17 protein-coding genes are annotated in these 18,089 nt (G+C 73.3%); 6 read left to right on the plus strand and 11 right to left on the minus strand.

What is annotated here, in order from left to right:
• The first annotated feature begins 30 nt into the window (after window positions 1–30).
• Window positions 31–744 carry a UdgX family uracil-DNA binding protein gene (locus DEJ50_RS02790; RefSeq protein ID WP_150205811.1) on the plus strand — a complete coding sequence of 238 codons (714 nt, stop codon included), beginning with the start codon at window positions 31–33 and terminating at the stop codon, window positions 742–744.
• Window positions 745–768: 24 nt separating this feature from the next.
• Here DEJ50_RS02790 and DEJ50_RS02795 read toward each other — a convergent pair whose 3' ends face one another.
• The 3 genes from DEJ50_RS02795 to DEJ50_RS02805 all read right to left on the minus strand — a co-directional run bounded on the left by DEJ50_RS02795 (window position 769) and on the right by DEJ50_RS02805 (window position 3,284).
• Window positions 769–1,734 (minus strand): LLM class F420-dependent oxidoreductase, encoded by a 966-nt coding sequence (locus tag DEJ50_RS02795; RefSeq protein WP_150205812.1) that lies wholly within the window; start codon window positions 1,732–1,734, stop codon window positions 769–771.
• A gap of 36 nt (window positions 1,735–1,770) precedes the next feature.
• Window positions 1,771–1,992: a hypothetical protein gene (locus DEJ50_RS02800; protein WP_150205813.1), complete on the minus strand. Its 222-nt coding sequence runs from the start codon at window positions 1,990–1,992 to the stop codon at window positions 1,771–1,773.
• A gap of 104 nt (window positions 1,993–2,096) precedes the next feature.
• On the minus strand, window positions 2,097–3,284 hold the full coding sequence (locus DEJ50_RS02805; RefSeq protein WP_150205814.1) for a zinc-dependent alcohol dehydrogenase: 1,188 nt from the start codon (window positions 3,282–3,284) through the stop codon (window positions 2,097–2,099).
• A gap of 181 nt (window positions 3,285–3,465) precedes the next feature.
• Between DEJ50_RS02805 and DEJ50_RS02810 the strand changes: the two genes are divergently transcribed.
• Window positions 3,466–4,818 carry an FAD-binding protein gene (locus DEJ50_RS02810; protein WP_223837555.1) on the plus strand — a complete coding sequence of 451 codons (1,353 nt, stop codon included), beginning with the start codon at window positions 3,466–3,468 and terminating at the stop codon, window positions 4,816–4,818.
• A 30-nt stretch (window positions 4,819–4,848) separates the two neighbouring features.
• Here DEJ50_RS02810 and DEJ50_RS02815 read toward each other — a convergent pair whose 3' ends face one another.
• The 7 genes from DEJ50_RS02815 to DEJ50_RS02845 all read right to left on the minus strand — a co-directional run bounded on the left by DEJ50_RS02815 (window position 4,849) and on the right by DEJ50_RS02845 (window position 12,831).
• On the minus strand, window positions 4,849–6,204 hold the full coding sequence (locus tag DEJ50_RS02815) for an aldehyde dehydrogenase family protein (protein WP_150205815.1): 1,356 nt from the start codon (window positions 6,202–6,204) through the stop codon (window positions 4,849–4,851).
• Window positions 6,205–6,241: 37 nt separating this feature from the next.
• Window positions 6,242–8,029 (minus strand): asparagine synthetase B family protein, encoded by a 1,788-nt coding sequence (locus DEJ50_RS02820; RefSeq protein WP_150205816.1) that lies wholly within the window; start codon window positions 8,027–8,029, stop codon window positions 6,242–6,244.
• A 364-nt stretch (window positions 8,030–8,393) separates the two neighbouring features.
• Window positions 8,394–8,942 carry a hypothetical protein gene (locus DEJ50_RS02825; RefSeq protein ID WP_150205817.1) on the minus strand — a complete coding sequence of 183 codons (549 nt, stop codon included), beginning with the start codon at window positions 8,940–8,942 and terminating at the stop codon, window positions 8,394–8,396.
• Between the two features lie 43 nt (window positions 8,943–8,985).
• Window positions 8,986–9,855 (minus strand): hypothetical protein, encoded by an 870-nt coding sequence (locus tag DEJ50_RS02830; protein WP_150205818.1) that lies wholly within the window; start codon window positions 9,853–9,855, stop codon window positions 8,986–8,988.
• Window positions 9,852–10,949, minus strand: coding sequence for a hypothetical protein (locus tag DEJ50_RS02835; RefSeq protein ID WP_150205819.1), 1,098 nt, complete (start codon window positions 10,947–10,949; stop codon window positions 9,852–9,854). The genes DEJ50_RS02830 and DEJ50_RS02835 overlap by 4 nt, the downstream gene beginning before the upstream one ends.
• Window positions 10,946–12,028 carry a hypothetical protein gene (locus DEJ50_RS02840; protein ID WP_150205820.1) on the minus strand — a complete coding sequence of 361 codons (1,083 nt, stop codon included), beginning with the start codon at window positions 12,026–12,028 and terminating at the stop codon, window positions 10,946–10,948. Before DEJ50_RS02840 ends, DEJ50_RS02835 begins: the two co-directional genes overlap by 4 nt.
• The gene (locus DEJ50_RS02845) at window positions 12,025–12,831 is read right to left on the minus strand and encodes a cupin domain-containing protein (RefSeq protein WP_150205821.1); all 807 of its coding nucleotides are present in this window, start codon (window positions 12,829–12,831) and stop codon (window positions 12,025–12,027) included. Before DEJ50_RS02845 ends, DEJ50_RS02840 begins: the two co-directional genes overlap by 4 nt.
• A gap of 317 nt (window positions 12,832–13,148) precedes the next feature.
• Here DEJ50_RS02845 and DEJ50_RS02850 point away from each other — a divergent pair, with 317 nt between their 5' ends.
• The 3 genes from DEJ50_RS02850 (at window position 13,149) to DEJ50_RS02860 (ending at window position 16,660) form a co-directional block, all read left to right on the plus strand.
• Entirely contained in the window at window positions 13,149–15,218 is a 2,070-nt protein-coding gene (locus tag DEJ50_RS02850) for a phosphocholine-specific phospholipase C (protein ID WP_150205822.1), read from the plus strand.
• Window positions 15,219–15,340: 122 nt separating this feature from the next.
• Window positions 15,341–16,324 (plus strand): polyphosphate kinase 2, encoded by a 984-nt coding sequence (ppk2, locus tag DEJ50_RS02855; RefSeq protein WP_190344236.1) that lies wholly within the window; start codon window positions 15,341–15,343, stop codon window positions 16,322–16,324.
• A gap of 138 nt (window positions 16,325–16,462) precedes the next feature.
• Window positions 16,463–16,660, plus strand: a complete 198-nt coding sequence (locus DEJ50_RS02860) for a hypothetical protein (RefSeq protein ID WP_150205824.1) — start codon at window positions 16,463–16,465, stop codon at window positions 16,658–16,660.
• Window positions 16,661–16,714: 54 nt separating this feature from the next.
• Here DEJ50_RS02860 and DEJ50_RS02865 read toward each other — a convergent pair whose 3' ends face one another.
• The gene (locus tag DEJ50_RS02865) at window positions 16,715–17,698 is read right to left on the minus strand and encodes a potassium channel family protein (RefSeq protein WP_317852516.1); all 984 of its coding nucleotides are present in this window, start codon (window positions 17,696–17,698) and stop codon (window positions 16,715–16,717) included.
• On the opposite strand from DEJ50_RS02865, the gene DEJ50_RS02870 reads away from it, so the two are divergent.
• Entirely contained in the window at window positions 17,697–18,083 is a 387-nt protein-coding gene (locus tag DEJ50_RS02870; RefSeq protein WP_150205825.1) for a VOC family protein, read from the plus strand. The genes DEJ50_RS02865 and DEJ50_RS02870 overlap by 2 nt on opposite strands.
• Window positions 18,084–18,089: the final 6 nt, after the last annotated feature.

Raw genomic sequence — 18,089 nt, forward strand, 5'->3', positions numbered from 1 at the left:
GGACGAGCCGACGGCTGGGAGGCGGTGGCGATGGGCACGGGGACGGACGCGGGCACGGGCGCCGAGGCAGGGGCCGTCGGACAGGAGTACGACGCGACCCCATATCTGCCCTCGCGCGGCGGCCTGGCGGGTCTGCGGCGGGCGGCGGCCGGCTGCCGGGGCTGCCCGCTGTTCCGGGACGCGACCCAGACGGTCTTCGGCCGGGGACCGTCTCGCGCGCGGCTGATGCTCGTCGGCGAGCAGCCGGGCGACCAGGAGGACCGGCAGGGCGAGCCGTTCGTGGGCCCGGCGGGACAGCTGCTGCGCAGGGCGCTCGACGAGGCGGGGCTGGGGGACGAGGACGCCTACGTGACCAACGTCGTCAAGCACTTCAAGTTCGTGGCGGCCCCGCGCGGCAAGCGCCGGATCCACAAAACACCGAGTCTGCGGGAGATGGCCGCCTGCCGGCCCTGGCTCGAGGCGGAGCTGCGGCTGGTCGACCCCGACGTCCTGGTGGTGCTGGGGGGTACGGCCGGGAAGGCGCTGCTCGGCTCCTCGTTCCGGGTGGGCGAGCGGCGCGGGGTGCTGCTGCCGATGCCGGCCCTGCCCGACGGGAACGGGGACGGGGGCGGGGACGGGGGCGCGGGGCACGGCCGGCTGCTGGCGACGGTCCATCCGTCAGCGGTCCTCCGGGCGGACGACCGGGAATCCGCCTTCGCGGGGCTGGTCGCCGACCTGACCGTGGCCGCGACCGCACTGGAGTGAGCAGACAAGCGGCGGACGGCCGGGTCACAGGTGACGCAGGGCGGGGAGCAGCGTGGCCTCGGCCCAGGCCAGGAACGGCTCCTGCCGGTCGCCCCCGATCTGGACGAGGGCGACCTCGGTGAATCCCGCTTCTGCGTACGGACGTACGGCCTCGACGAACGCGTCCACGTCGTTGCCGCAGGGGATGGCTCCGGCGACGTCTTCGGGGCGGGTGTGCTCGGAAGCCTGGTGGAAGCCGGCCGGCCCGGGGAGCTCGGCGTTGACCCGCCAGCCGCCGAGCGCCCAGCGGAACTGGTCGTGGGCCCGGGCCACCGCCGCGTCACGGTCGGTGTCGTAGCAGACGGGGAGCTGGCCGATGCGTGGTTTGCCGGTGCCGCCGTGGTCGTCGAACTGCCGGAGGAGTTCCTGCCTGGGTTCCGTGGCGATCACGAGATCGCCGTGCCGGCCTGCGATCGCGCAGGACCGGGGCCCGGAGACGGCGATGCCGATCGGGGGCGGCTCGTCGGGGAGATCCCAGAGCCGGGCGTTCTCGACGTCGAAGTGGACGCCATGGTGGCTCACGTACCGGCCGGTGAACATCCGCCGGATGATGTCCACGGCTTCCTCCAGCATTTCCAGGCGTATGTGCGCCGCGGGCCAGCCGGCGGCGACGATGTGCTCGTTCAGGTTCTCGCCCGAGCCGAGCCCCAGCCGGAACCGGCCCCCGGACAGGATCTGCAGGGTCACCGCCTTCTGTGCGACCACCGCCGGGTGGTAGCGGAAGGTCGGGCAGGTCACGTACGTCATGAGCGGGATGCGGAAGGTCGCCTGCGCAGCCGCGCCCAGAACGCTCCAGGCGTAGGGCGCGTGGCCCTGGGAGTCGAGCCAGGGGAACGAGTGGTCGGAGATGACGGAGAAGTCGAATCCCGCCTTCTCCGCTCCGACCACATGGGTCACCAGCTCACGGGGGCCGGCCTGCTCGGTCATCATCGTGTACCCGATGTGCACCATGGGGCGCGCCTAACCGCGATCGGCCGGCCCCAAACCTCACCATTCGGGGTGCACATCGTGGCTGTCGTAGTGGGTGCCCGTCCGAGTCACCCAGGGCCGGAAGCGCAGTGGTCCGGTGTGGTCAAAGGTATAGGCCACCGGCTCGCCGGTGTCATCGGTGACGATCACCGCACCTGCCTTCTGCGCGCTGCGCAGTGCGTGCGTCCAGTGCCGCCCTTTCCGGCCGGTCCGATAGTCGGGAACCTTGCATTGCGACATCTTCCCGCCCTCCCGTCTCTGTCCCGGGGGATGCCTGATACCCGCAGAAAACCGACCTAACCTCCCAGGGAGCGCGGGAGGGCGAATAACCTCCCGCGGAGCGGTCACGGGGTGAAGAGGATCTTGACGGCGCCGTCACGCTTCTTCTGGAACATCTCGTAGGCGTCCGGTGCCCGTTCGAGCGGCAGCCGGTGCGTGGCAAAGCCGTCCACTCCGAGGGGGTCCCCGTCGACGAGCAGCGGAAGGATGTCGTCGACCCAGCGCCGGACGTTGGCCTGGCCCATGCGCAGATGCAGCTGTTTGTCGAACATCGTCAGCAGGGGCAGCGGATCCGCCGCCCCGCCGTACACCCCGGACACGGAAACGGTGCCGCCCCTGCGGACGAGGTCGATGGCGGTGTGGAGGGCGGAGAGCCGGTCGATCCCGGCGCGCTTCATCAGGGCAGCTGCGAGCGCGTCCGGCAACAGGGTGGTCATGCCCTGGGCGGCAGCGGCGATACGGCTGCCGTGGGCTTCCATCCCGACCGCGTCCACGACGGCGTCCGGGCCGCGGCCTCCGGTGAGTGCGCGCACCGCGTCCGTCAGGTCGTCGCCGCTGCACGCCCGGAGGTCCAGGACCTCGATGCCGCGCCGGTCGGCGCGCTCGAGCCGCTCGGGGACGAGGTCGACGCCGATGACCGTGCCGGCGCCACGCTGGGCGGCGATGCGCGTGCTCATGTCCCCGATGGGTCCGAGGCCCAGGACGACGACGCTGCCGCCCGGCGGAACGGCCGCGTACTCGATGGCCTGCCATGCCGTGGGCAGGACGTCGGACAGGTAGACGAAGCGCTCGTCGGACGGCCCGGCCGGGACCCGGATGGGGAGGGTGTTGCCGAACGGCACCCGCAGGTACTGGGCCTGACCGCCCGGCACCTGACCGTAGAGCTTGGTGTAGCCGAAGAGTGCGGCTCCGGTGCCGTGCTCGTGGACCTGGGTCGTTTCGCACTGCGACTGGAGGCCCCGGTCACACATGAAGCAGGCGCCGCACGAAATATTGAAGGGGATCACCACCCGGTCGCCGGGCTTCAGGACGGTGACCTCCGGGCCCACCTCCTCGACGGTGCCCATGGGCTCGTGCCCCAGGATGTCGCCGGGGTCGAGGAAGGCGCCCAGGAGTTCGTAGAGGTGCAGGTCGGAACCACACAGACCGGTGGTCGTGACCTTGATGATCACGTCATCGGCGTCTCGGATCGCGGGATCGGGCACGGTGTCCACACGGACATCGCGTCTGCCGTGCCAGGTCAGTGCCCTCATGACGCCTCCTTGGCGGCCGTTCCGCTTCGCGCCTGTCGCAACGCGCGGCCCCCGCCTCTGGCGCGTACCCCCGGCGCTGTCGGCGAACCGCGCAGCCTCCACTTGGTGGTTTGTGTGCCCTGTGCACGACAATGCGCAGGACGTGTGTCCGTAGTCCCTCCGTGAACCGACTGGAGCCGGCGTGAGTTCTTCCCACCGCCCTGACCGTTCCTTCGACGCCGTGCCTGCGCTGGACGGGGAGCTGTGCTTCGACCAGGCCGCCCTCGAAGCGGCGGCCGGCGACTTCGGCCGGCTCGTGCACCGGCTGCCCGCCGCGGTCCTCAGGCCCGGCTCGGCCGAGGACGTCGCCGCGATGGTCCGGTACTGCCGCGAGCGCGGCCTGAAGGTGGCCGCGCGGGGCCAGGGGCACTCCACCCACGGGCAGGCCCAGGTGGCCGACGGGCTCGTGATCGACCTCGGCACCCTGAACTCCATCGAGATCGACGGCACCACCGCCGCGGTCCAGGGCGGGGCGCTGTGGAGCGCCCTGGTCAAGGCGACCCTGCCGCTGGACCTCACGCCACCCGCCTTCACCGACTACCTGGAACTGTCCATAGGCGGCACGCTGTCGGCCGGAGGACTGGGCGGGCAGATCGGCCACTACGGCACCCAGGCCGCCAATGTGCTCGAACTCCAGGTCGTCACCGGCGAGGGCGAGCTGGCGACCTGCTCGCCCACCCTGCGCCCCGACCTGTTCCGGGCCGCCCTCGGCGGCCTCGGGCAGTGCGCGCTGATCACCCGCGCCACCATCCCGCTGGTCCCCGCCCCCCGCTCCGTACGGTTCTACTCGCTGACCTGCCCGAGCGTGGCCGCGCTCAGCGCACAGCAGGCCGCTCTGGTCGGGGAGGGACGCTTCGACTACCTCATCGGCGAGGTCGTGTCGCCCTCCCCGGGGGCCTGGACGTATGTGATGGAGGCCGCTGCCTACGATGCGACGGCCGCCGACGACGCCCGGCTCATCGGCGACCTGGAGCACACCTCGGTCGAGGTCCGGGACGTGCCGTACTTCGACTTCCTCAACCGGATCGCGCCGTCGATGGAGCAGCTGAAGACCATCGGCGAGTGGCAGCGGCCCCACCCCTGGTACGACAGCCTGCTCCCCGCCTCCTCGGTGGACGCCGTGGTCACGGAGACCCTCGCGAACCTCAAGCCCGACGCGATCGGCCTGAGCGCGGTCATCCTGCTGTACCCCATCCCCACCGCCAAGTGCACGACCCCGCTTCCGGTCATGCCGGACGAAGAACTCGCCTACCTCTTCTCCCTCCTCAAGACCGCCTCCCCCGGGGCGGACTCCGCGGAGTCGATGGTGGCCGCGAACCGCAGCCAGTACGACGCCACGGTCGAGGCGGGCGGGCGCTGGTACCCGATCGGGTCGGTCCCGCTCACCCGGGCCGACTGGGAGCACCACTTCGGCGCCTTCTGGGAGGAGTTCTCGGCCGCGCGGCACCGCTACGACCCCGATGGCATCCTCACGCCGGGCCAGCGCATCTTCTGACCGCGGCCCGGTCTGCCGCCCGCACCCGGCTCAGCGGGTCCGTCGTACGGTCACCGTCTTCGGCCGCTGGTACTCGTGCAGCGCCAGGACGCTCAGGTCGGTGCCGTGCCCGGAGGTACCCCGGCCTCCGTGCGGGAGTTCCGCCGTCTGCACCAGATGGCAGTTGAGCCACGCCTCGCCCGCGTTCAGCCGGGCGACCAGGTCGAGGCCGGCTTCCAGGCCGGTGGTCCACACGCTCGCCGCGAGCGCCTGCGGGACGCCGTTCGCCAGGGCCAGGGCCGCCTCCGTGCTCTCCGCCTGCTGGACGGTGAGGAGCGGCCCGAAGACCTCCTCGGTGACCGACGGGTCGTCGTACGGGAGGTCCGCCAGCAGGCGGGCCGGACGCCAGTGCCCCGGCAGCCCCCGGGCCTCCGGGGCGATGCCGGCCGCGAGGTTGCGCTTCGCCCCGGAGGAGGCGACCAGCCGGTCGTAGCGCTCCGCCTGGTCCGGATTGTTCAGCGGTCCGAAGTCCCGGCCGGCGAGCCGGGCGCCCAGCGCCGCCGCCAGTCCGGCGACGGTGGCCTCGTAGTTTCCGGCGAGGGTGATCACCCTCGCCGGGGCCGCGCAGCTCTGGCCGGCGTTGTACGTGGCGGCCTCCGCGAGGCGGGCACAGGTGTCGGCGGGGCTGTCCGGGAGGACGATCGCCGGTGCGTTGCCGCCGAGTTCCAGGCTGACCCGGCGGGTTCCCGCCCGCGCCGCGACATCGGCTCCGGCCCGGCCGCTGCCGGTGAACGCGACCATGTCCACCGCGGACTCCACGAGCAGCCGGCCGGTGTGCCGGTCCCCCGGGAGGTATCCGAGCACGCCGGGGCCCAGGACCTGCGCCGCGTGTTCCGCGAGCAGCCGGAGGCTGTCGGGGGTGGTCTCGGCGGGTTTCGCCACCACCGTGTTGCCCGCCGCGAGGGCCGGGGCGCAGCGCCAGGCGGCCATCAGCAGCGGATAGTTCCACGGCACGATCACCCCGACCACGCCGATCGGCTCCCAGCGGACCCAGCTCTCGTGGCCCGCCACCAGGTGTCCCGAGGCCGGGGCGGTCCGGGTGCGGGCGGCGGTCGCGTAGAACCGGAACAGGTCGGCCACCTGCTCGATCTCGCCCGCCGTCTCCGTCCCGGGCTTGCCGGTGCCGGCCTGCTCCCGGGCCGCGTACTCCGTCGCGTGCTCCTCGATCAGGGCCGCGAGACGGTCCAGCCGGCGGCCCCGGTCCTTCGGTGTCAGAGCGCTCCAGCCGGGGAGGGCGGCGCGGGCCGCGGCCACGGCCTCGGACACCTCCCGCTCCCGGGAGAGCGGTGCGGTGCCGCGCGTCCGCCCGGTCCGGGGGTCGATGAGCCGGGTGGGTTCCGTGGTCATGGGTTCCTTTCGTTCCTCTTGCCCGAGGCTTCTCGCCTCATACCTCGTACGACCTCAGCCACAGCTCCAGCGTCAGGACCAGCCAGAGCTTGCCGCCCTGCCGGGGCAGCAGCGTGCCCTCGCCCTTCAGCCAGGTCCTGATGGTGTCCGGGCGGAACAGGCCGCGTTGCCAGGACCGGTGGCCGAGGAGGAGTTCGCGGCCGAGATCGCGCAGCGGACCGGTCAGCCACTGCTGGACGGGTACCCTCATCCCGCTCTTCGGGCGGTCGACCACCGTGCCCGGGAGCAGGTCCCGTACGGCCTCCTTGAGGATCCACTTCTCGGCCGTGCCGCGGAGCTTGTACCCCGGCGGCGTGGCGAAGGCGTGGTCGACGACCGACCGGTCGAAGAGCGGGGAGCGGCCCTCCACGCCCTGGGAGGAGGTCAGGCGTTCCACCTTCGTCAGGATGTGGTGCGCTCCCTTGGTCCGCAGGTTGCAGTGGAGCAGCCGGTTGAGGAGGTGCGTCATGGCGTACGGGCCGCCGCCGTCGGCCTCCGCGAGCAGGTACGGCTCCACGTGCCGCTCCAGGCGCGGGGCGTTCCGGGTTGCGTCGAGCACGGGTGCCGTCAGCAGGGCCGGGAGGTCCGTCCAGCACTTGCGGTACGAGCGCAGGTACGCGGTCGCCCGGTCCTCGTCCCAGGGCGCGCCGGGCGTCCGGTGCATCTCCTGCACCAGCATGGGGAGGTTCTTGGGCCCGCCGAAGACGGGGTCGCCGCCCTCGCCGTTGAGGACCACGGAGGCGCCGTCCGCGGCGACGGCCTCGGCCAGCATCAGGTTCGGCACCGTCAGCGGGTCCCCCACCGGGCTGTCCAGCAGCGCCGCGGCTTCGGCGAGCCGCGCCGCCACCGCCGCCCCGGAGACGTTCAGGACGCGGTGCCGGGTGTGGCAGTGGGAGGCCACCAGGCCGGAGTAGCCCAGCTCGTTCGGCAGGTCGTCGCCGAAGCTGATCGAGTACGTGTGGACGGGGTGGCCGTGCAGTTTCGCCGCCAGGGCGGTGACGAGGGAGCTGTCGATACCGCCGGACAGCAGCACCGCGGCCGGCTCGGCCCCGGGCAGCCGGATGGCCGTGGCCTGTTCCAACAGGGCGCGCAGGGCCAGGACATGGGCGGTCGGGTCGGAGGGTGCGGGGTCTTCGACGTCTTCCCGGGGCTCCCAGTGGACGGTTTCGGTCACCCGGCCGTCCCGGGCCAGCCGCAGGACCCGGCCGGGCAGCACCTCGCGGACCCCGGTGAGCAGGGTCTCCTCGCCGGGCAGATAGGCGAAGGTGAGGAAGGAGCGGACCGCCGACAGGTTCACGGCCGTACCGAGTGCCGGCCAGCGGCGCAGCGCCCGCAGTGAGGTGGCGGCGGCCCAGGCGCCGTCGGCCCGCGCGTAGTAGAGGGTGCGGGCGCCGACGTGGTCGCGGATCAGGACCAGGTCGGGGCCGTCGAACACGGCCAGCGCGAACATCCCTTCGGCGAGCGCCACGCCGGCTTCGCCGAGCAGGGCCCAGCAGTGGAGGAGGAGTTCGCCGTCGGGGCAGTCGGGGGGCGGTGGCGGGGCGGCGGCCCGGGCCCGGAGTGCGGCGAACAGCACCGGGCGGTTGTGGAGGGTGGTCTCGCCGACCGCGGTCCGTCCGAGTGCCGTGAACGGGCCGGTGGCACGCCCCGGTTCGCCGGTGACCAGGCCCAGTCCCGCGCCCGGTACGTCCGGGGCGCGGCCCGGTCCGGTGGCGACACCCATCGCGTCCAGATGGGCGCGGGCCTGCCCGGTGGTGTCGGCCAGACAGACGCAGAAGCGTGCCATGTTGCTCCTCTCGGTTGTCCCTCGTGTCCTGCACGGCCCGCGTGACCCGCATGGCCCACGTGACCTGCATGGCCGGCGTGGCCCGCAAGGCCCGCGTAACCGCGAGGCCGGCACGGCCCACGTCGTCCGCATGGCCGACGTGGCCCGCATGGCCCACGTGGCCCGCATGGCCGACGTGGCCCGCGTAACCGCGAGGCCCGCACGGCCCGCATAGCCCACGTGACCTGCACGGCCGACGTGGCCCGCAAGGCCCGCGTAACCGCGAGGCCGGCACGGCCCGCACGGCCCGCACGGCCCGCGTCGCCCGCAAGGCCTGCATGGCCCGCGTGGGCCGCGCAGCGGTCCGCGGCCGGCGTTGGCCCGCTCAGCCGAAGTCGTCGTCGGTCCAGGCCTCCGCGTCGCCGTCCCAGCCCGCTTCCCAGCTGTCGTCGCCGGAGTCCGCGGCGCCGGGGTCACCGCCGCCGCTGTCCCCACCGGAGGACGAGGACGCGGCCTGGGCCTGCTCCTGCTGGCGGCGCAGGGCCTCTTCCTCTGCGGCGGTCATGCTCAGCGGCGGCAGGTGCGCGGCCGTGATGGCGAGGCTCGCCACCCCCAGGCCGGCGAGCAGCACTCCCATCCGGCCGCCGAAGGAGCTCCGGTTGACGGTGAGGCGTTCTCCGCGCGCCCAGACCGTGCGGCCGTAGCCGATGTCGCGGGCGTAGGTGGCGGTGCCGTCGGCGAGGGTGCGCTTGATGACGCGGTCGCCGAGCAGCTCATCGGTCCCCGAGCCGCCCCGGTTGTCGTGCCAGCGCACCAGGTGGGGGTGGCCGGGGCTGCGGCTGCGCCACTCCTCCAGGCCGTCCTCGTACCTGCGGTGGACCGTGCCGTCGGCGAGGAGTTCGTCCGCGTAGCCGATCTCTTGGGGCCGGATCATCGTGTGCGCACCTCGGGTGTGTGGAAGGGGTCACGGGGGCCGGTCACGCGGCGGGCCAGGTCATGAAGCCGGCGGTGCGCAGACCGCTCAGGTCGCCCCACAGGGAGTCGCGGGGCGGTCGTGGGCCCCGGGTCAGGCGCAGTACCGTCCGGATGAGCCGGGCCGGCGGTACGGCGGCCACTTCGGCGAACCGGCCCCGCGCCAGCCAGGCGGTCTCGCGCGCCCGCAGCCCGGCGGGCCGGTCGGCCCATGCCGCCGGAGCGGGGGCCGGGCCGCGTCCCGAGGGCAGCCGCAGGGCGCCGGCGTGCCGCGGTACCAGCCCCAGGGAGCCGACCCGTACCCCGGCGGCGGGGCCGAGCGCGGCCCGGACCCGGGCCGGGAGGGCCACCCCCGCGGGGCTCGCATCGTGCAGGACGTGCACGATGGCACCGTCCGCCCTTTCCAGGGCGGCGAGGAGGTGCCGGGGCAGCGGAGTTGCGTCCGGAACCGCGAGAACGGGGCAGGCGGCCTCCAGGTGGACGTGGTTGGCGAGCAGCATCGCGGCGATCGAGCGGTCCTGGCAGAGCAGCAGGCGGGGCAACCCGTAGTCGTACAGGTCGGGTTCGGAAGGCCGACGCTCCGGCACGGGGCCCGCCGGGGGCCGCGCGGCCGGCAGCAGGCCCGGTACGGTGTCCCGGCCGCGCGCGTCCAGGGCCCGGGTGAACGAGGGCAGGCGCACCCCCGGTGCCGGGGTGCCGGGCAGGCGGCGCAGCAGCGGCGCGGTGGGGCTGAGGACCCGGCAGGTCTCGTAGTAGAGCTGGCGCTCCGTGAACCACAGGCCGCCGGGTTCGGCCGCACGGGCGGCGGCCACACCGATGGCCAGGCCGGTCAGCCGGTCGCCGAGGGCGCCGGCCCTGCTGGTACGCGTGCTCATGGGGTGGGGGTGCCTTTCGTCCCGGGGATGTCCGGCCAGCTCAGGAAGCCGTACTCCGGGGCGGAGCCGGGGCGTCCGGCCGCCGCGGCCATGGCCACGGCCCGTTCCACCGCCGTCTCGACCAGGGCGGCCAGCCGGGGCGGCGGCACGGCCGCGATCGGGCTCCAGAACCCGTCGGCGAGCCAGGCGGCGTCCTCCTCGGACAGGCGTGCCACGGACCGCAGTTCCGCCACGGCCGGGGTCCGGACGGTCGAGACGCAGTGGACGACACCGCTGCGGTGCCGGACCGCGGCCACCGGCAGCCCGGCGTCCACCACGGCCCGGTCCGGATGGGCGATGCGCAGGAGCGGGGCCAGCAGCGCGCCCAAGGCGCTCGCGTCGTGCAGCACCACGACCGGCAGCCGGCCGGGGAGGTCCACGAGGGCGTCATGGGCGGCGCCGGGGTCCGCCTCCACCAGGACCGCCTGCAGGCGCCCGGGGATCTCGTTGGCCGCGAGGAACACCGCGACGGCGTGGTCGGTGCACAGGATCACGGCTCTGGGGCGGCGCGGCTTCGGCGCGGCGTTCCCGGGGGCGGCGGTCCCCGCGTCGTCCACCACGCCCGGTGGCAGTCCCCCGTACGCCGGCTGCCACTGGCCGGTCATCAGCCGCCGGAAGTGCCACTCACTGGGACTGACGGACGAGCCCGCGGGACGGGCCGGGTAGTACGGGAAGCACTGGGGCGCGGCGATGAGGACGGCGACCGCGGCGGCTGCGGAGAGGAAGGCGAGCAGGCCATGGGTGAGGGCCCAGCAGACCAGGAGCCCGGCGCAGACCGGCAGGGTCACCAGCCGCCGGATCCAGTGCCGGACCCCGTGCGCCTCGCGCGCCCGCCAGGTGTGGGTACTCGTACGGGAGCGGTACCAGAGCTGGGTGATGGTCACCGTGAGCCGGCCGCCGTCGGTGAGGGAGTCCACGCAGCGGCGGATCCGCAGGTCGTGCATGCCGCGGCCGTGCAGCTTGGGGTCGAGGGCGAAGCGGCGGTGGCAGTGGGAGCACTTCTGGCCCGTGCGCTGCCGGCGCTTCAGCTGGGTCGAGCAGTTCGGGCAGATCACCGCACACCTCCCGCCGGGTGCGGGCCGTCCCCGGCCGCTGCCGCCCCGGGCCAGGTCATAAAGCCCACCTCGGCGGCGTGGCGCCGTTCGGCGTCGACGATCCGGCCGGCCCGTTCGGCGAGCCGGTCGAGCGCGGTGAGCAGCCGGACGGGTGGGACCCCGACGAGCGGGTACCGCCAGCCCTGTGCCAGCCACTTCAGCTCGTCCTCGGTGAACTCGCCGAGGCCGGTGAGCCGGGCCAGGTCCGCTGCCGTCGGCTTGTGTGCCGGGTCGCGGCAGGCGACGGCGTTGGGCAGGCCGCGGAGGGTGCGCAGCGGCGGTCCGGCGGGGAGCACCGGGCGGCCGGGGAGGGACGCGCGGAGTTCCCGCAGGAGCAGTGCGCCGTACGCGTCGGCGTCGTGGAGCAGCAGGACCGGGCCGTGCGGCGGCAGGGCGGGCAGCAGGGCCGGGAGGTGCCCGGGGCTCGGGACGAGGGCGATGCCGTGCCGGCCGGGCAGGCCGTCGGCGGTGAGGAAGGCGGCGATGGAGGGGTCGGGGCAGATCAGCACGGCGTTCGGCGGGGCCGCGTCGGCCGGCCACGGGGGCCAGGGGTGGCCGGTGTCGTCGACCACGCCGGGCGGCAGGCTCCCGTACACCCGCAGCCACTCGGCGAGGGCCTGGGTACGGAAGGCCCCGCGGGTCATGGGCGGGATGCCGCGGCCGGCTCCCAGCTGCCGGGCGATCAGGATGCCGAGCCCGGTGGCCAGCAGGACTCCGGAGAAGAACAGCAGGAACGGCAGCCCGCCGAGGACGGCCCAGAGGCAGACGAGGCCGGCGCCGAAGAAGCCCCCGCCCGCGCATCCGGGCGCGAACTCGCCTTCCTTGATCCGCTTGCGCGCGAGTGCGTACCACAGCTGGCCGGGGGTGATCTCGATCCGGCCGCCGTCGGTCAGCACTGCGGTGATCCGGCGTACCCGGAGGTCGTTCAGGCGCAGGGGGTTGGTCTTGGGGTCCAGCGCGTAGCGGCGCTTGCAGTTGCTGCAGATGTTGCCCCTGCGTTCCTTGCGGAGCAGGTTGCGTTCGCAGTGGGGGCAGATCACCGGCGGACCTCCAGGGCGGTCGCCGCCCGGCGCAGCCATGCGGCCAGCCGTTCGCGGACGGTGGTGCCGGCGACGCCGTGGTCCTGCTGGGCGCGCTCGATGTCGCGCAGGGCGGCGGCGAGGTCGCGGTAGTAGGAGGCGGTGCCGGCAGCGATGGCGGCGGCGGTGGCGGCTCTCGGGGCGGCGCCCTCCGGGAGGCCCCTGGGGGCGGTGCGCGGCCCCGCCCGGCCGGGCCGCCCGGCGCTCAGGGCGGCCCGGTGTTCGGCTTCGGCCGCGGTGATCGCGTAGTCCTCGTGGTCGATCCCGTATCCGGTGTTGGCGGCGAGGATGGTCAGCGGGGTGTCCCCCCGGTTGGCGAAGGAGTGCGGCATCATCTCCGGGATCCGGATCAGCATGCCCGGTACGAGCGGGACTTCGGCGACGCGTCCGCGGTCGGGGTCGTAGAGACCGCAGGCGGCGTGGCCGAGGCTGAGGACGAAGTGCTCGCCTCCGTGCGCATGCGGGGTGAAGGCGCTGCGTGGGCCCACCACCCCGAGTTTGACGGTGGCGTTCGAGGGGCGTTCCGGCGAGGTGCCGGCGTCGCCCACGAGATAGTGGGCGAACTGCCCGTCGTCGATGAACCGCAGGAAGTCCCGCTCCGGGCCGAGCTCCCGGGACCCCTCCCGGTCGGCCAGCACGATGGAGCCGTCCGGCCCGAGGTGGTACAGCTCGACCCCGCCCGGCAGCCCGCGCCCGGCGTGGTCCGGCAGGTCTTCGGGTATCCCGCGCGGTCCGGGTGTGCGGTCGTACGGTCGTGCGGCCATCGCGCCTCCCCCTGACGCCCCGCTGTGCGCGCTGCACGCGCCTCGCACGCGCATGGTAAGGCCCTGGGGGGTGTCTTGAACGTCCCCTGTGCAAAGGGAAGATGACTGCCCAGTGTCACGCGCCACGGCCCGGTCACGACCCGGCCGCAGTCCGCCCGCGGCAGGCGACTGGCAGCCGAGTGGCCGAACTGTGCCGGAATCCGTCTGCCGTTCGCCTGGCGTATCCGCCGCCTTCACGCGAGGCTCCCTGTCCGGTACCCCGGGCGCGTTCTGCTGGGGGCGCTCAAGAACCCCTCAACCGCAGAGGTCGAACCCCCATGGCAGAACTCAACCGCCGCCGCTTCCTGCAGCTCGCCGGCGGCGCCGCCGCCCTGACGATGCTCAACGACAGCATCGCGCGAGCCGCCGCCATCCCCGCGCAGGGGACCACCGGCACCATCGCCGATGTCGAGCACATCGTGGTCCTGATGCAGGAGAACCGTTCCTTCGACCACTACTACGGCGCACTGCGCGGCGTCCGCGGCTTCGGCGACCCCCGGCCGGTGACCCTGCCCAGCGGCAAGTCCGTCTGGCACCAGGCCGACAACGCCGGCAAGGAGACGCTGCCCTTCCGGCCCCCGTCCGAGGACCTCGGCATGGAGTTCCTCCAGGGCCTCAACCACGACTGGGCGGGCGGCCAGAGCGCCTTCAACAAGGGCAAGTACGACAACTGGGTGCCTGCCAAGACGCCCGCGACGATGGCCTACCTGACGCGGGACGACATCCCGTTCCACTACGCCCTCGCGGACGCGTTCACCATCTGCGACGCCTACCACTGCTCAGTCATCGGCTCCACCGACCCCAACCGCTACTACCTCTGGTCGGGTTACACCGGCAACGACGGCAAGGGCGGCGGCCCGGTCCTCAACAACGCCGAACTCGGCTACGGCTGGACCACCTACCCCGAGCGCCTGGAGGAGGCGGGGATCTCCTGGAAGGTCTACCAGGACATCGGCGACGGCCTCGACGCCGCCGGCTCCTGGGGCTGGATCAACGACGCCTACCGCGGCAACTACGGCGACAACTCCCTCCTCTACTTCAACAACTACCGCAACGCCAAGCCCGGTGACGTGCTGTTCGAGAAGGCCCGCACCGGCACGAACGCCAAGGCGGGCGAGGGCTACTTCGACCGGCTGCGCGCCGACGTCGCCGCTGGCACCCTGCCCCAGGTCTCCTGGATCGCGGCCCCCGAGGCCTTCAGCGAGCACTCCAACTGGCCCTCGAACTACGGCGCCTGGTACATCTCGCAGGTGCTGGACGCGCTCACCTCCAACCCCGACGTGTGGGCCCGTACCGCCCTGTTCATCACCTACGACGAGAACGACGGTTTCTTCGACCACCTCGTCCCGCCGTACGCCCCGGCCAACGCCAACCAGGGCCTGTCGACCACGCCCACCGCCCTGGACGTCTTCCCCGGCAAGCCGGGCTACGTCGCCGGCCCGTACGGGCTGGGCCCGCGCGTGCCGATGCTCGTGGTCTCCCCGTGGAGCACCGGCGGCTACTCCTGCTCCGAGACCTTCGACCACACCTCCGTCATCCGCTTCATGGAGAAGCGGTTCGGCGTGCAGGAGCCCAACATCTCGCCCTGGCGCCGGGCCGTCTGCGGTGACCTCACCTCCGCCTTCGACTTCGCCCGCAAGGACACCGCGACCGTCGAGCTGCCCGACACCGGTGCCTGGGAGCCGCAGGACCGCGAGCGCCACCCCGACTTCCCGGCCACCCCGCCGGCCGTGGGCACCATGCCGCGCCAGGAGAGGGGCCTGCGTCCCACCCGTGCGCTGAAGTACGCCCCGTACGTGGACGGCACGGCGCTGGTCTCGGAGGGCAAGTTCCGCCTGACCTTCAGCGGCGGCCCGGACCTGGGCGCGCAGTTCTACGTCACCTCCGGCAACCGCACCGACGCCCCCTGGACCTACACCACCGAGGCCGGCAAGTCGATCGCGGACGCCTGGAACACCCGCTACTCGGCCGGGGTCACCGATCTGACCGTGCACGGCCCCAACGGCTTCCTGCGCGGCTTCCGCAACCCGGGCACCACCCCCGGCCCCGAGGTCACCGCCCGCCACAACGCCACCACCGGCAACCTGGACCTCACCCTCACCAACGCCGGAGCGTCGACCGCCACGCTCACGGTGGTGAACGCCTACGGCGGCGGCCCGAAGCGCCTCACGGTCGCCAAGGGCGCCACCGTAACCCACAGCGTCCCGCTGAAGAACACCAAGCGCTGGTACGACGTGACCGTCACCGCATCCGGGGCCCCGGACTTCCTGCGCCGCTTCGCGGGCAAGGTCGAGACGGGCGCGGCCGGCCTGTCGGACCCGGCGATCCTGACGGAGCAGGGCTCCTGACACCGGTCCGATGACACCGGTCTGAGCACGCCGGCGCGCGTGCCGGGGCCGTCGGCACCGGATGACGGAGCCGACGCCCCGGCACGGGCGTGCGGGGGCCGCCTGCTGGGCAGGAGCCGGACGTGAGCGAGGAGGAAGACCTGCTCGCAGGTCTGAGCGTGGACAGCAGACGGCCCGAGCAGCCGGTACTGCTGGACGGCCAGGGCAGCCCGATCCGTACCTGGCGGGACAACTATCCCTATCCCCGCAAGGTGCCCCGCAGGCAATACGAGCGCACCAAGCGGATCTTGCAGATCGAATTGCTGAAACTGCAACGATGGATCAAGGCCACCGGCGGACGTCTGATCGTGATCTGCGAGGGCCGTGACGCCGCGGGCAAGGGCGGCACCATCCAGCGCTTCACCGAACGCCTCAACCCGCGGGGCGCCCGGGTCGTGGCCCTGGACAAGCCGACCGCCCAGGAAGCCGGGCAGTGGTACTTCCAGCGCTATGTCCCGCACCTGCCCGGCCCGGGTGAGATCGTCTTCTTCGACCGGTCCTGGTACAACCGGGCCGGCGTGGAGAAGGTCATGGGGTTCTGCACCACCGAGCAGTACGAACTGTTCCTGACCCAGTGCCCGCAGTTCGAGCGGATGCTGGTCCAGGACGGCATCCTCCTGGTGAAGTTCTGGTTCTCCGTCTCCCGGGCCGAGCAGCGCACCCGGTTCGCGATCAGACAGGTCGACCCGGTGCGCCAGTGGAAGCTCTCCCCCACCGACATCGCCTCGCTCGACCTGTGGGACGCGTACACGGAGGCCAAGGTCGCCATGTTCCGTGCGACGGACACGGTCGAGGCCCCGTGGACCGTGGTGAGGACCAACGACAAGCGGCGCGGCCGGCTGGAGGCCATCCGCCACCTCCTCACCCGCGTCGACTACGCCAGCAAGGACCCCGAGGCGGTCGGCAGGCCCGATCCCCTGATCATCGGAGCGGCCGACACCCTCCTCGAACCCGGCGAGGAAGCCACCGCACTGTCCCCCACTCCGCTCGCCGACAACCCCCAAGGGCCAGGTCAGCACCCGCCGGCAGCATCCGAGCCGCCCGGAAACCGGCCGGACACTCCTTAAACCTGCGGGAAGCGTGATTCCACCGGTCGGCCCACCCCCGATGGCCGTATCCGGCGCCGCGTGGCTCTCATGGAGTGCGGGTGGCGGATCGCCACCCGACCGTGCTGCCGAGCGCAGAGGGGACCCACCGTGTACGAGATGCGCCCTGAACTCCTGACCGGTCGGTGCGGGCTGCTCTGGCACGTCCTGGCGAAGACGGCCCCGTCCGGGACCCTGTGCGGCATCCGCCTCCCCCGCGATCACATCCCCGCCGCCGACCCGGAGGCCGCAGAACGCTACTGCGCCCCCTGTATGGCGGCCTTCCGTGCCGCCGTCCAGCAGCCCGCCGAGGCCTGACCCGCTGAACCGCACACTCCGCACCCCGCTCCCCCGACGGCCCACCGCCGCCGTTCACGAGCCCCGCCGGCCGTGGTCGTCAGCAAAGGCCTCCAGCACCTGCCGGGTCGGCCCGTGCGTGTGCAGGAAACGCCGGTCCACGACCTCGGCCAGATCCTCCAGCGCGGTACGCAGGACGGCACCGGCGGCCCGGACATCGGGGTGCCGGGCACCCGCGGCCCGGTCGGCGGCGCCCACGGCATATCCGATGTGGCGGGCGAGGGAAGTGCGGTCGTCGCCGTCGTGGAAGTAGTAGGACTCCGCGTACTGGAGGAAGTCGACGGCGAGGACCGCGAGACCGGCGGCCAGGTCGAGCAGGAGGGCCGCCCCGGCCGGGGAGTCGAGCTGCTCCGCCGCGGGGTGGGTACGGGAGAGCTGCGACAGCCGCAGTGCCAGGGCGCGGCGGCGCGCCAGCGCGGGATAGATGCCGAGGATCCACGAGACGGTGGCCGTCAGGAGCGCGAAGCCGACCAGGCCTTCCAGGGGAGCGACCACGCGCAGCCAGCCCTCGGTGGGCGCGATGTCACCGAGGCCGAGGGTGGAGAGGGTGACCAGCGAGACGTACACGGCGTCGGGCAACCCGCCGTGGTCGGCGGGCCGGAGGCCGGCGGCGTAGCCGAAGCCCTCGGGCATGTGCGGCCAGTAGATCAGCGCCCAGCCCGCAACCACCGTCAGCACCCACAGGGCGACGACCGACACCAGGGCGAGCGGTCCGGCGAGGCCCGGCAGCCCCCACCGCGGACCGAGGGCGGACGAGAGCCGCCAGATCGCCGTCATGACCAGGCGGCTCAGCCCGCCGTGAGCCGTCGGATGCCACAAGGTGTGGAACACGTCCCGCAGGATCAGCAGCACCATGGCGGCGCCCAGACCCGTCACCCACCACTGCAACCGGAGCTCCTCTCCCGCCGCCGACCCGCCGAGGTGCCCAGGTTCCCGCACCTCCCCGCCCGCGCGCGGCAGCCCGCGCCGGGGCACCGGCGGATGGGAGGCTGGGGGCATGGTGCACGTACTGGGCAGCAGGGTTCTGTTGCGCCCCACGGACCCCGAGCGCTCGCGCGCCTTCTACGGCGACGTCCTCGGGCTCGCCGTCTACCGCGAGTTCGGTACCGGTCCCGAGCGCGGCACGGTCTACTTCCTCGGCGGCGGGTTCCTGGAGGTGTCGGGGCGCGCCGAGGCACCGCCGGCGCCCGGGCTGAGCCTGTGGCTCCAGGTCGCGGACGTGCAGGAGGCGTACGGGGAACTGCGCGACCGGGGTGCCGAGGTGCTGAGGCCGCCCCTGCGCGAGCCGTGGGGGCTGATCGAGATGTGGATCGCCGACCCCGACGGCGTCCGCATCGCCGTCGTGGAGGTCCCGGCGGACCACCCGCTGCGCTTCCGCCCCTGACCGGGC

It is taken from the genome of Streptomyces venezuelae (assembly GCF_008642295.1).
Classification (GTDB): domain Bacteria; phylum Actinomycetota; class Actinomycetes; order Streptomycetales; family Streptomycetaceae; genus Streptomyces; species Streptomyces venezuelae_C.

Bases quoted from the DNA above. Each gene is read 5' to 3' on its own strand.
- DEJ50_RS02790 (WP_150205811.1), top strand. From the start codon at position 31: ATGGGCACGGGGACGGACGCGGGCACGGGCGCCGAGGCAGGGGCCGTC.
- DEJ50_RS02795 (WP_150205812.1), bottom strand. From the start codon at position 1,734: ATGGTGCACATCGGGTACACGATGATGACCGAGCAGGCCGGCCCCCGT.
- DEJ50_RS02800 (WP_150205813.1), bottom strand. From the start codon at position 1,992: ATGTCGCAATGCAAGGTTCCCGACTATCGGACCGGCCGGAAAGGGCGG.
- DEJ50_RS02805 (WP_150205814.1), bottom strand. From the start codon at position 3,284: ATGAGGGCACTGACCTGGCACGGCAGACGCGATGTCCGTGTGGACACC.
- DEJ50_RS02815 (WP_150205815.1), bottom strand. From the start codon at position 6,204: ATGACCACGGAACCCACCCGGCTCATCGACCCCCGGACCGGGCGGACG.
- DEJ50_RS02820 (WP_150205816.1), bottom strand. From the start codon at position 8,029: ATGGCACGCTTCTGCGTCTGTCTGGCCGACACCACCGGGCAGGCCCGC.
- DEJ50_RS02825 (WP_150205817.1), bottom strand. From the start codon at position 8,942: ATGATCCGGCCCCAAGAGATCGGCTACGCGGACGAACTCCTCGCCGAC.
- DEJ50_RS02830 (WP_150205818.1), bottom strand. From the start codon at position 9,855: ATGAGCACGCGTACCAGCAGGGCCGGCGCCCTCGGCGACCGGCTGACC.
- DEJ50_RS02845 (WP_150205821.1), bottom strand. From the start codon at position 12,831: ATGGCCGCACGACCGTACGACCGCACACCCGGACCGCGCGGGATACCC.
- DEJ50_RS02850 (WP_150205822.1), top strand. From the start codon at position 13,149: ATGGCAGAACTCAACCGCCGCCGCTTCCTGCAGCTCGCCGGCGGCGCC.
- DEJ50_RS02860 (WP_150205824.1), top strand. From the start codon at position 16,463: ATGCGCCCTGAACTCCTGACCGGTCGGTGCGGGCTGCTCTGGCACGTC.
- DEJ50_RS02870 (WP_150205825.1), top strand. From the start codon at position 17,697: ATGGTGCACGTACTGGGCAGCAGGGTTCTGTTGCGCCCCACGGACCCC.
- DEJ50_RS02865 (WP_317852516.1), bottom strand. From the start codon at position 17,698: ATGCCCCCAGCCTCCCATCCGCCGGTGCCCCGGCGCGGGCTGCCGCGC.